This is a genomic window from Hydrotalea sp. AMD (assembly GCF_004100315.1).
Classification (GTDB): domain Bacteria; phylum Bacteroidota; class Bacteroidia; order Chitinophagales; family Chitinophagaceae; genus Hydrotalea; species Hydrotalea flava.
Genome location: NZ_SCKY01000026.1, coordinates 14183 through 27063, shown reverse-complemented (window position 1 = coordinate 27063; position 12881 = coordinate 14183). Strand labels below are relative to the sequence as shown.

At 36.8% G+C, this 12881-nt stretch carries 11 protein-coding genes; 7 read left to right on the top strand and 4 right to left on the bottom strand.

Features of this window, described 5'->3' with window-relative positions:
• Window positions 1–9 precede the first annotated feature (9 nt).
• From EO766_RS15535 to EO766_RS15515, 5 genes are all read left to right on the top strand, one after another.
• Window positions 10–2130, top strand: a complete 2121-nt coding sequence (locus EO766_RS15535; protein WP_287101491.1) for a bifunctional aldolase/short-chain dehydrogenase — start codon at window positions 10–12, stop codon at window positions 2128–2130.
• A gap of 92 nt (window positions 2131–2222) precedes the next feature.
• Window positions 2223–2600 (top strand): L-rhamnose mutarotase, encoded by a 378-nt coding sequence (gene rhaM / locus EO766_RS15530; RefSeq protein WP_228733177.1) that lies wholly within the window; start codon window positions 2223–2225, stop codon window positions 2598–2600.
• 34 nt (window positions 2601–2634) lie between these two features.
• Window positions 2635–3909: a sugar isomerase gene (locus tag EO766_RS15525; RefSeq protein ID WP_074421249.1), complete on the top strand. Its 1275-nt coding sequence runs from the start codon at window positions 2635–2637 to the stop codon at window positions 3907–3909.
• 129 nt (window positions 3910–4038) lie between these two features.
• On the top strand, window positions 4039–5424 hold the full coding sequence (locus EO766_RS15520) for an FGGY-family carbohydrate kinase (protein WP_074421248.1): 1386 nt from the start codon (window positions 4039–4041) through the stop codon (window positions 5422–5424).
• Between the two features lie 87 nt (window positions 5425–5511).
• Window positions 5512–6672 (top strand): alpha-hydroxy acid oxidase, encoded by a 1161-nt coding sequence (locus EO766_RS15515; protein ID WP_074420472.1) that lies wholly within the window; start codon window positions 5512–5514, stop codon window positions 6670–6672.
• Between the two features lie 398 nt (window positions 6673–7070).
• On the opposite strand, the gene EO766_RS15510 is transcribed toward EO766_RS15515, so the two are convergent.
• Window positions 7071–8723 carry a SulP family inorganic anion transporter gene (locus EO766_RS15510; RefSeq protein ID WP_074420471.1) on the bottom strand — a complete coding sequence of 551 codons (1653 nt, stop codon included), beginning with the start codon at window positions 8721–8723 and terminating at the stop codon, window positions 7071–7073.
• Window positions 8724–8903: 180 nt separating this feature from the next.
• On the opposite strand from EO766_RS15510, the gene EO766_RS15505 reads away from it, so the two are divergent.
• The gene (locus tag EO766_RS15505; protein ID WP_074420470.1) at window positions 8904–10358 is read left to right on the top strand and encodes a gluconokinase; all 1455 of its coding nucleotides are present in this window, start codon (window positions 8904–8906) and stop codon (window positions 10356–10358) included.
• Between the two features lie 27 nt (window positions 10359–10385).
• On the opposite strand, the gene EO766_RS15500 is transcribed toward EO766_RS15505, so the two are convergent.
• The 3 genes from EO766_RS15500 to EO766_RS15490 all read right to left on the bottom strand — a co-directional run bounded on the left by EO766_RS15500 (window position 10386) and on the right by EO766_RS15490 (window position 12075).
• A complete protein-coding gene (locus EO766_RS15500; protein WP_218836991.1) occupies window positions 10386–10694 on the bottom strand; it encodes a YHS domain-containing protein in 309 nt (102 codons plus the stop codon).
• Window positions 10695–10714: 20 nt separating this feature from the next.
• A complete protein-coding gene (locus tag EO766_RS15495; RefSeq protein ID WP_287101486.1) occupies window positions 10715–11626 on the bottom strand; it encodes a hypothetical protein in 912 nt (303 codons plus the stop codon).
• Between the two features lie 107 nt (window positions 11627–11733).
• Entirely contained in the window at window positions 11734–12075 is a 342-nt protein-coding gene (locus EO766_RS15490) for a hypothetical protein (RefSeq protein WP_074420515.1), read from the bottom strand.
• Window positions 12076–12263: 188 nt separating this feature from the next.
• Here EO766_RS15490 and EO766_RS15485 point away from each other — a divergent pair, with 188 nt between their 5' ends.
• Window positions 12264–12839, top strand: a complete 576-nt coding sequence (locus EO766_RS15485) for a helix-turn-helix domain-containing protein (RefSeq protein WP_074418608.1) — start codon at window positions 12264–12266, stop codon at window positions 12837–12839.
• Window positions 12840–12881: the final 42 nt, after the last annotated feature.

Here is a 12881-nt window from a genome sequence, read left to right as displayed (position 1 = left end):
AATAGTTTTATGGTAGAACCAACAATTGTATTTAAACATGTAAGTTATTTGTGGAATGATGAAGTGGCAGCTTCAATGAAAGACGATGAAGTGGCATTATTAATTTACCGGTCAAATTTATTAGGCGCAGATTTACGATTGACCAATTATGGCGGTGGCAATACCTCTTGCAAAACATTTGCAAAAGATCCGCTGACAGGCAACGAAACAGAAGTAATGTGGGTAAAGGGCAGTGGCGGAGATATTGGTACTTTAAAGAAAAGTGGTTTAGCTGCATTATATGTTGACCGCCTGCGTAACTTAAAAAAGGTATATCGTGGTATTGAGCACGAAGATGAAATGGTTGAGCTGTTTAATCATTGTATATTCGATTTAGCCTCTAAAGCGCCATCCATCGATACACCATTGCATGGCTTTCTTCCATTTAAACATATTGATCATTTACACCCCGATGCAGCTATTGCCATAGCAGCAGCCAAAGATGGTAAAAAAATTACCAAAGAATTATTCAGTGGAACAATTGGCTGGGTTGAATGGCAACGACCAGGATTTGATTTGGGCCTTAAATTAAAACAATGTTTAGATGAAAATCCTGGTATTAGAGGCATTATGCTCGGTTCACACGGTTTATTTACATGGGGCAATACGGCATACGAATGTTACTTAAATACATTAGATGTAGTAGAAAAATGTGCTTCCTATATCGAAGACCATTTAAAAAAGAACAAATCAATTTTTGGCGGGAAAAAATTAGAAGCCTTACCAAAAGAAAAACGGTTAATTCAGGCTGCACAATTAGCGCCGGTGTTACGCGGCTTTTGTTCATCACAAACCAATATGATTGGTCATTTTACAGATAATGAAAATGTGTTAGAATTTATTAATAGTAATGACCTTGACAGGCTGGCACCATTAGGCACTTCTTGCCCTGATCATTTTTTACGCACTAAAATCAGCCCCTTAGTACTGAATTTAGAACCAGGTGAAAAACTAAATGATGTAAAATCGGTCAAGGAAAAATTAGCCCCCTTATTTGATGCTTACCGGGAAATGTATGCAGATTATTATAATACTTGTAAGCACTCCAATAGCCCTGCTATGCGTGATGCCAATCCGGTTGTAATTTTATATCCGGGTGTGGGTATGTTCACCTTTGCAAAAGACAAACAAACCGCTCGGGTTGCCTCTGAATTTTATATTAATGCTATTAATGTAATGAAAGGTGCAGAGTCCATTTCTTCCTACACTTCATTGCCCCGGCAGGAAGCATTCAATATTGAATACTGGTTATTGGAAGAGGCGAAGCTGCAACGTATGCCAACCCCCAAAGCATTAACCGGCAAAATCGCACTGGTTACCGGCAGTGCCGGGGGAATAGGAAAAGCAATTGCAAAAAAGTTAGCAGAAGAAGGGGCCTGTATTATTCTGAATGATATTAATGATGAAAGATTATCCACTACTACAAAAAAGTTTCAAGAGCTTTTTGGAAAAGATAGTACCGTTTCGGTGATGCTGGATGTAACCAGCCAGCTATCAATATCGGAAGCATTGAAAATGGCCGCAATTACATTTGGCGGGATAGACATTGTAGTGAATAATGCAGGTATCAGTATTTCTAAACCCATTGAAGAACATAACACAGAAGATTGGGATAAATTATATGATATATTGGTGAAAGGCCAGTTTTTGGTTTCACAGTCATCAATCGACATGATGCGAAAACAAGGATTAGGTGGTGATATTATTAATATTGTTTCAAAAAATTCAATTGTTGCAGGTGCTAATAATGCCGCTTATGGTTCAGCAAAAGCGGCGCAGGCTCATTTATCCCGGTTAATGGCTGCTGAATTAGGAGGGGATAAAATACGGGTTAATATTGTGAATCCCGATGCTGTTATTAGCGATTCTAATATTTGGGCCAATGGATGGGCTGAAGGGCGGGCTAAAGCTTATGGAATTAAAGTAGAAGAACTTCCGGATTTTTATGCTAAAAGAACTCTGCTACATGAAACGATATTACCTGAAGATATTGCCAATGCCTGTTTTGCTTTTGTGAGCGGTCTTCTCAATAAATCCACCGGAAATATTTTAAATGTAGATGGAGGCGTTGCTATGGCATTTGTAAGATAATTTTTTTCGCATAAGCTAGTTTCAAATCGTTGATGATTTTCTAATCTGTCAACCTTTTGATTCTTATGTATGCTTGTTTAATTAATTATAATATGCAAGTTAATAATGAAATACAAAATAATTCTACTCAAAAACAATCACCGGTGTATTCAGGAATCGTTAGGGTTGCTTTTAAAATGCAATTGAATAAAGGATGTAAGGAAGAATATAAAAAAAGGCATGAAGCATTATGGCCGGAACTTTCGTTTCTGCTTAAATCTAACGGCATTAGCGATTATTCTATTTTTTTAGATGAAACAACTTATAACTTATTTGGGGTAATGAAAATGAATAATGCAGGAAAGCCGGATAATTTAGCATTGCACCCGGTTATGCAAAAATGGTGGAATTATATGAAAGATATAATGGAAACAAATACAGATAATTCTCCGGTTTCTGTCCCATTGCAGGAGGTTTTTTATTTGCCTTGATATTTTGAAAAAACGATAATGAAAAATTGCAGCCATGATAATCAACAAAACCTTAATACAGGAAAACAACAAAAACTACAGTCAAGTACATAAACGTAATTATGAATTTGTTGCAGCCGGCATATCCAACATAGACGAAATAATTAAAAAAATAATTGACTTTCAGATCGCTATTCCAAGTTGGGCATTAGGGACAGGAGGTACCCGGTTTGGTCGTTTCCCCGGAGGTGGAGAACCACGTAATCTCGAAGAAAAGATAGAAGATATCGGGTTGCTTCATGCACTAAATCAGTCAAGCGGTGCTATTTCCTTGCACATCCCCTGGGATATTCCCAAAAATGCATCCAATATTCAATTACTTGCAACACAGCATGGCCTAAAGTTCGATGCGATGAACTCCAATACCTTTCAGGATCAACCCCATCAAAAATTGAGCTATAAATTTGGTTCAATGCAACATGTTGATAAAGCTGTTCGCAAACAAGCCATTGATCACAACATAGAGGTAATACATCATGGCATTGAACTGGGTTCAAAATCGTTGACCGTTTGGCTAAGCGATGGCTCCTGTTTTCCAGGGCAGCTCAATTTTAGAAAAGCCTTCCAAAATACATTGGAAAGTTTACAGGAAGTTTATAGTGCTTTACCGGATGATTGGAAGATGTTTGTAGAATACAAAGCCTTTGAGCCTAATTTTTATTCAACTACTGTTGGTGATTGGGGACAATCGTTGCTATATACCTCAAAGCTGGGCAAAAAAGCATATACATTGGTTGATCTGGGCCATCATTTGCCCAATGCCAATATTGAACAAATTGTTGCACTATTATTAATGGAAGGAAAACTGGGGGGCTTTCATTTTAATGACTCAAAATATGGTGATGATGATCTTACTGTTGGAAGCATAAAACCTTATCAGTTATTTTTAATTTTTAATGAACTGATAGAAGGAATGGATGCAAATAAAATGAATCATGCTTCTGATTTAGCATGGATGATTGATGCATCACACAATGTTAAAGACCCATTAGAAGATTTATTGCAGTCAGTAGAAGCCATTATGATTGCTTATGCACAGGCATTATTGGTGGATAGAGAAAAATTAGTGGAAGCACAACAGTGCAATGATGTAGTAACCGCACAAGAAATTCTACAAAATGCATTTAGAACGGATGTTCGGCCATTGGTAGCAGAAGCAAGGGTACGGGCAGGTGGCGCCATAAATCCGATAGCATTGTACCGTAGCCAAAAGGTAAGGAAACAATTAATTAAGGAAAGAGGCATAAAAACTTTAGCAACAGGATTATAATAAGCTTTAAATATAAAGCCATTATAATGTAATAGTTTGTAAATTACAGAGAAGAATAGAACATTAATTTAAAGTTGTAATGCACTGAGAATACTTTTTAATATGATTTCTTAGATGACCCTAAACCATATGAACAAAAAAAATGTAATTGTAATTTTTGATGTGGGTAAAACTAATAAAAAACGATTGCTATTTGATGAACAATATAAACTGGTACAAGAAGAAAGTACCCAATTGAAAGAAATAAAAGATGAGGATGATTTTCCCTGCGAAGATGTAGAGGCGTTAACTAAATGGATTCAAATTTCTCGTAATGATATATTAAATGATAAAAAATATAAAATTAAGGGTATAAATATTTCAGGATATGGTGCCAGTTTTGTTTATCTGGATGTAGAATTAAAGATAATTCCTCCTTTATATAATTATCTGAAACCGTATCCTCCCAGCCTCAGAGAAAAATTTTATAAAACTTATGGTGGAGAAAATGCTCTGTCAAAACAAACTGCTTCGCCCATATTGGGAAATCTTAATTCTGGCATGCAGCTATACCGGATGAAATATGAAAAGCCGGAGGTGTTTGCCAATATAAAATATGCGTTGCACCTTCCCCAATATTTAAGTTTTATTTTTTCAGGCAATCCTGGCTCTGACATAACCAGTATTGGTTGCCATACCCATCTTTGGGATTTTCAAAATAATCAATACCATACCTGGGTAAAAGAAGAAGGCATTTTGCCTAAAATGGCACCTGTTATTGGTAGTAACAGTATTGCCGGATACATTAACAATACCATACCAGTTGGTATTGGTTTGCATGATAGCTCTGCGGCATTAATTCCTTATCTTATTTCGTTTAATGAACCATTCCTGCTTCTTTCAACCGGCACCTGGTGTATTACTTTAAACCCATTTAATCAAACTCCTTTAAGTGATCTTGAATTGCAACAAGATTGCCTTTGCTATCTTTCTTATAAAGGAATCCCTGTTAAAGCGTCTCGGTTATTCGCAGGATATGAACATGAGCAGCAAATAAAAACACTTGCGGAGCATTTTCATAAACCGTTGCATTATTATAAAACTGTTCAATTTGATTTGAACATATATAATAGTCTGAAAACTGTACATGGTTTTTCAGATAAGTTTACAGAGGAAGCGATGAGAGCTAAATCAGGATTTGATCAAAGAAACTTAAATGATTTTAGCAGTTATGAAGAAGCATATCACCAGTTTGTGGCCGATTTAATTGTGCAACAAATAAAAAGTACCAATCTGGTATTAGAGAATTGTTTTGTAAAGCGATTGTTTGTAGATGGAGGGTTTAGTAAAAATCAGATTTACATGCATTTACTGGCAATGGCCTATCCTCAAATGGAGGTCTATAGTGCCTGTTTGCCTCAGGCTTCAGCATTAGGCGCTGCCTTAGCCATACATCAACACTGGAATCCCAAACCCTTACCTACCGATATTTTTGATTTGAAATTATATTCCGGAATTCATGATGATAAAGTATAAAAGCAGTGCGATAATGCTTCAAAATAAATTGAATCAATTTTTTAATAATTGGGCAACAAATAAAATTTTAAAGTAAAATATTTTTAAATGAAATTTATTTATAATTCTAATTTTCCTTCCATTGAAGATTTAAGGGAAAAAGCAAAAAAAAGAATACCCCGGTTTGCCTTTGAATACCTCGATGGCGGATGTAATGAAGAAGTTAATCTTCAGAAAAATACCGCTGAAATCCGTGAGGTAGAGTTGCTGCCTGAATACCTTAAGAATTATGCAGGTATTAACATGAAAACTGAATTATTTGGGCATACCTATGATGCCCCTTTTGGAATTGCACCTATAGGATTACAAGGATTAATATGGCCCAATGCACCGGAAATATTGGCCAAAGCAGCTTTTGAACATAATATTCCATTTACATTAAGTACAGTAAGTACCAGTAGTATTGAGCGTATTGGTGAAATTACAGAAGGAAGAGCGTGGTTTCAGTTATACCATCCGGCAGAAAACAGTCTGCGGGATCAAATCATTAAAAGAGTTGAAGCTGCACAATATCCGGTTTTGGTTATTTTAAGTGATGTGCCCTCCTTTGGTTATCGTCCCAAAGAAATAAAAAATGGATTGGCCATGCCTCCGCGTATGACCTTAAACAATATACTTCAAATAATGGGCAAACCTAATTGGGCCATTAAAACACTGATACACGGCCAGCCTTCTTTTCAGGTGCTAAAACCATATATACCGAAAAAGATGAATATGCATCATCTGGGATTATTTATGAACAAGACTTTTGATGGTAGGTTGAATCAAGAAAAAGTAGCTGCCATTCGTGATCTGTGGAAGGGAAAGCTGGTTTTAAAAGGTATTGTAAGTGAAGCAGATACAGAAACAGCTATTAAACTGGGTATCGATGGTATCATTGTTTCTAATCATGGCGGCCGACAATTAGATGCAGGAGAGTCTTCTATTCATTCACTCAATAGAGTGGTTAAAATTTATGGAGATAAAATAAAAATTATGTTAGATAGTGGCTTGCGCTCAGGTCCCGATATTGCCAGAGCACTGGCTTCGGGCGCACAATTTACCTTTCTTGGAAGATCATTTATGTATGGTGTAGCAGCATTGGGCAAAGAGGGGGGCAATCATTCGATATCTATTCTAAAAACACAGTTGCAACAAGTAATGCAGCAAATTTGTTGTGAACGGGTAGAAGATTTCAGTAACTTCCTTGTTACAAAACGTTCATCTTAAAATAAAAAAATTCATTTGATAACCGTCCCTTTTTTCTCACTAATTTTATAGCAAACAATTGTATTTCTGGAAGCGATTTAAATTAACAATGCACCTGCCAAATAAATCTGTCTGGTTTTTCAACATATTCCAAAGCAAATACAAAAGTAGCAATTTCCCTGCCATTTTCGACACTGGTTCGATAGAACCTGCATAAATATTGGATTGTTTCGAAGATGTTTCGAATACCTGTTGAAGAAATTTAAAAAAAGCCCGAAAACACCGTCTTTGTCTTTCAGGAAAATGTGATTATGTTAAATAAAAGATGTGGGCGCCTTGTCAAAACGCAGGGTGCTTTGCATTTTGTATAGAAAATAAATCATTTTTGAACTTCGACACAGTTTTGTTTACAGCCTTATTTAGGACTGTAAAATTGTTCGACTTCTTTTTAGTGCTCCTTCAAAACTTTCAGTAACATTGGCTTTTCCAATTGCAAACAATAAACGGGCTGCTTTCATTTCTTGCATTACCTGTGCACTGGTTACTTCCGATAAAATGAGTTTTGTACCTCTGTGTTTCGATTCTTTATAAATTTCCTGTAATGTTTTAATGCCGGTAACATCAATCATGGGTACTTGCCGCATTCTAATAATAAGCACTTTAGGCGTTTTTTCTATGAATTTGATGGCATCTTTAAACTTATAAGTTGCGCCAAAAAATAAAGGCCCGGAAATTTCAAAAACCTCCACTTCTTTCGGTATGGAAAAATTACCAATGGAGGCATTGTCGGCATCAGTATTCTCCATTTCTTTTGGCAACAGATTTACTTCGCTAAACTGAATCATTTTGCGCATAAACAGAAAAGCAGCAAGTACCATCCCAATTTCAATGGCCACAGTTAAATCAATTAAAACCGTTAAGAAAAAAGTAGCCAATAAAACCAGCATATCGCTTTTAGGGCCTTTTAAAATAGATACAAAGTTTTCCCACTCACTCATGTTATAAGCAACAATTACCAAAATGCCGGCTAAGGCCGGCATAGGTATTAAAGCAGCCCATTTGCCCACCAGTACCAGAATTAAAAGAAGTGTAATGGAGTGAATAATACCCGCAATAGGTGTACGTCCGCCGTTCTTGATGTTGGTAGCTGTACGTGCAATGGCGCCGGTTACCGGAATACCACCAAAAATGGCTGAAAAGAGATTGGCGGTTCCCTGTGCAATTAATTCAGTATTGGAGCGATGGTTACCCCCTATCATGCCATCTGCTACCACAGCAGAAAGCAATGATTCTATTCCACCCAGTAAGGCAATGGTAAATGCAGGTTGAATTAATGCTTTAATAACGGAAAAGTTAATGGTAGGAATAATGGGTTCCGGTAAATGATTGGGGATAGCACCAAAACGACTACCAATGGTTTCAACTGGTAAATGAAAAAACTGCACTACAGTAGTAGTAAGAAGTATGGCAATTAGTGAGCCGGGTATTTTATGTGAAATACGCGGCCAGAAAATAATAATCAGTAGTGTTACTGCTCCAATCGCTAATGCATATACGTTAGTTGTGTTTATGTGTAAACTAAATTGATACCATTTCGATAAAAATCCTGCCGGTACGCTGCCCATGTTAAGGCCCAAAAAATCTTTTACTTCCGATGAAAAAATAATTAAAGCAATACCGCTGGTAAAGCCAACAATTAATGGGTAAGGTATAAATTTAATAACGGTACCCAAACGCACTAGGCCCATAATAATTAAAATAATGCCTGCTATAAAAGTTGCAATCACTAAGCCACTAATACCGTATTGCATTACAATGCCATATACAATTACAATAAAAGCGCCGGTAGGGCCTCCTATTTGCACTTTACTGCCACCTAAAGCAGAAACAATAAAACCACCAATAATAGCTGTATACAATCCTTTTTCCGGCGAAACTCCGGAAGCAATGGCAAAAGCTATTGCCAGGGGCAATGCTACAACGCCAACAATTAACCCCGCCAGTAAGTCTTTTATAAATTGCTGTAATGTGTAATGTTGAAGCGTATCTAATATTTTTGGTTTAAAAAACATATTATAAAATTGATTTTAGAAATGATTTCCACAAAATTAGCACAGGCAGGCAGCTTTAGTGGTAAACCTTATCAATCAGTAAAGTGAGTTTTATCAATTTTTAAAACAGGGAGAACAACCATTTTGCCGGAATGCAATAACTTACTGTAAATTGTTTCCTGATTCATAAAGTTGGCAGATATGGAATATTTTTTAGGGATAGATATGGGCACCACCTCAATCAAGGCAGTTGCATTTTCAAAAAATGCTACAATGCTGTATCGTTATGCAATTGAAAATGAAACTTTATATCCTCAGCCCGGTTTTGCAGAACAGCATCCCGATAAAATTTTACAGGCCGTAATCAACTGTGTGTTGGAAGTGGCAGCTTATTTGCAACAGCCACCTTTGTGTATCAGTTTTAGTGCGGCACTGCATGGGCTCATTGCCATTGATGCCGCAGGTATACCCTTAACCAATTGCATTTTATGGAGTGATACAAGAGCTGCACAAGAAGCGCTGACCTTGCACCAAAACGGTATAGCAAGTGAAATTTATCAGAAAACAGGCGTTCCTGTACATGCCATGACACCGCTTTGCAAACTGCTTTGGCTTCAAAAAAACAATCCGGATGTTTTTAAAAAATCAGCCAGATTTATAGGAATGAAAGAATATGTACTGCATGCATTAACAGGTAAATATGCTATTGATACTTCATTGGCAACGGCAACGGGCTTGTGTAATATTTATTTGTTACAATGGGATGATAGTATTTTATCGCTGGCCAATATATCCAAACAACAACTTTCTGAAATTGTGCAAACAGATGCCGTTTTTTATGTAAAAAATGGAGTGCTCCCCAACTGGGCAAATGCCATTCCTTTGGTAATTGGTGCCGGAGATGGCCCGCTGGCTAATTTAGGAATGGGTATTATTGATGACCGGAATATAGCAGTTACTATTGGTACCAGTGCTGCGGCCAGAAGGATAATTCAATCTCCTCAGTTAGATGATGGCATGCAAACATTTTGTTACCATCTTCAACATACTACTTATGTAATGGGTGGTGCTTCTAATAATGGTGCCAGTGTTTTACAGTGGTTGAAAGAGGCAATATTGCAATCAAATAACACATATACTACACTTGTAGCAGAAACAGCAGCCATACCTGCGGGAAGCAATGGCTTATTGGTTTTACCTTTTATTGCCGGAGAAAGAGCCCCATTGTGGAATGCAAATGCTACAGCAGCTTTTTTAGGAATGACCCAACAGCATACCCGTGCTCATTGTATTAAAGCAGTAATGGAAGGGGTTTTATTGAATGTTTATACCATTATACTGGCTTTGCTAAAAACCAATAGCAATGTGGAAAGTATTTACGCCGGAGGTGGTTTTGCTGAAAGTGCTGAATGGGTGCAAATGCTGGCCGATATATGTGGATTACCCGTTCAATTACCTGCAACTGTTGAAACATCTGCCTTGGGTGCTGTTATGATAGGTGCCAAAGCTACCGGACATGCCAACGTAGCATCATCAAAAAATAATTTAACGGTCTATATGCCCAAAGCGGCTTCACATCAGATATACCAAAAAGTATTTTTGCAGTATAATGAAGCGCTGAAAAATTTGGGATTATTAAAAAAGCCGCTTGAATAAATGTTCAGCGGCTTTTATCCATACTATTTATTTTTTCTTTAAATCTGCTGCAGTTAAACCTTTTTCGGGGTCTTTCATAAATTCATCTTTACATTCCTTACTGCAAAAACCAATTACGTGGCCTTTATAATGCACGGTGTCTTCTAATCCTGCTCTGGCAGGCATGCCGCAAGAGGGGTCGCGCTGGTTATCTACCATATCTGCGGTAAACTTAGCCTGCATAGGCATGGGTGCCATGGCGGCGGCAGTATCTTTTTTCACTTCAGTTTTCTCGTTGTTGTTAGCACAAGCTGCTAAAAAAAGCAAAGCCGATGCTGCTACAATTAATTGCTTCATATTCATCGTTTTGGGTAAAGTTAAAAACTAAAACTTACATGTGCATCACCTCTCCAATTTAATTTTGTTTGTCCTGCTGCATAATACTGGCCTACAGGGGCCATACAAGTAATGCCAACATTCATTTTTTTAATACCCACTTCTACTCCTGCCATGGCGCTGGTAATATAACCACCGGTAGCAGCTACGCTCATTTTACTGAGGGTATTGGCTGCAGTATTTTCATACATCATACCGGCATTGGGCATTATGTTCATTTTCTTCAGCAAAATGTTGTAATAACCAATGGCGCTGCCGGTAAATTTGTTGCCAAACTGGTATTCGTTTTTTGCAGTATTTGCTTTGTAGGTTAGGGTGGAGTTAACGCCCCAGTTGCCAATACGAATATTGTACATGGTGTTCAACATAAAATCAATGCTGCCGGTACCTAATTGTGCATTTACATCAGCTACGGTAATGTTTGGGTCTTTTAAATTTACATCCATTTTGCCGGTGGGTAGTTTTATACCTCCGCCAACCCACAACTGTTGCTCAATGCCAGCTCTGTGTTCGTAAGTTTTTATTTTATGAAACAACAAATAATTTGCCATGAGTGATGCATCGCCCAAACCATTTTTATTGGTAATACCATCATCATCTATTTGTTTGTTGAAATGAACTGGCACAATATATAATAATTGCCAACGCTTTGCTACATTAAACCCGCCCCAAACCTGTATAGTATTGTAATAGTTATGACTGTACTGTGTAGGATCGTTTACCAATACCGTATTGTAGTTCATATACTGGTATCGAATGCCAATAAATTTAGTTCTGAAATGGGGCATTAACCCCAAATAAAAATTACTACCGCCGCACCCGCAAATAGCGCATGCAAATGATGATGCAGTAATACATAAAAACAAAATTGTTGTAATGTATTTTTTGTACATAAATCTTTTTTTAGAAATTAAAATACAGGCAGTATTGTAACTGTGTTGTACATCATTGCATGTAAAACAAACCATTACAAATATTGCTGAAAGAAAAAACAGAAAAATTATGCCCGCATTGCAGGTGGATGAAATAAAGGCACAGTAACGCCTTTATTGAGTGTTGCTGCATACAGAAAATATGAAGTTGCAGTATAAAAGGCGTGATTTATATGAAGCAGGTAATGCTGATAAGCAAATAAATCAATTGTTTTAAAACTTTTATTGCTATTAGTGGCAGGTTGTGTCGCTTTTTTAAGCTCTTTGGCCAAATGGCACTGGCCATTACAATGCATTTGTGGTTTATTTTTATTAACACAGTATTCCTGTGTAATGGCAGCAGTATTTAGTCTGTAATGCAGTTCAATTAAGTTGGTTTGAAAGCTTTCTGCTCCAATACCAATTATCATGAAAACTATGATCAGGGGTTTCAACATCAGTGGCAAAATTATGATTAAACCTACCTAAAATTATGATGCTAAGCATAATTTAATAAGTAATGCAATAAAATAATGTGTGGTACAACTTGCGGAATACTGTTTAAAATGGATTAAATATATTACAGCCTTAAATTCAAACACAGGTTAAAATAATTGTCATGCAGGAAGATATTATTATCCAAATCAGTAACCGATTAAAAGAAATTAGAAAAGACAGAAATGTTACACTGCAGGAATTAGCCGAAAAAGCGGGTATCACTAAAAGTATGTTAAGTCAGGTTGAAAACAGCAGAAGTATTCCTTCGTTAAGTGTATTGCTGAATTTAATTAAAGGGCTTGAAGTTGACCTGAACGAATTTTTTAAGAATATCAATCTTCAATCCGGCAGTAAAGTAATTTTTAAAAAGAAATCAGCATATCAATATTTTGAAAAAGAAAACGCTGTAGGTTTTTACTACCAGCGCATATTCACAGCTACTTTTGAAGAGTATCATTTAGATTTTGTTTTGTTGCGTATAGAACCCGGTGCTCAGCGCCAGCCGGTGAGTACGCAGGCATTTGAATTTAAATATTTACTACAAGGCAATTTGTGTTATACCATTGGTGAAGATAATTATGATATGGAAGCCGGCGATTCGTTGTTTTTTGATGCCACAGAACTACATAATCCTGTAAATACCGGAAAGGAAGATGCATTGTTGCTGGTAGTGTATTTTTTTCTTCAAAAGGGATAATACCTGCCGATGTTGTTAACAATTAATTCATAAAAGTTTAAT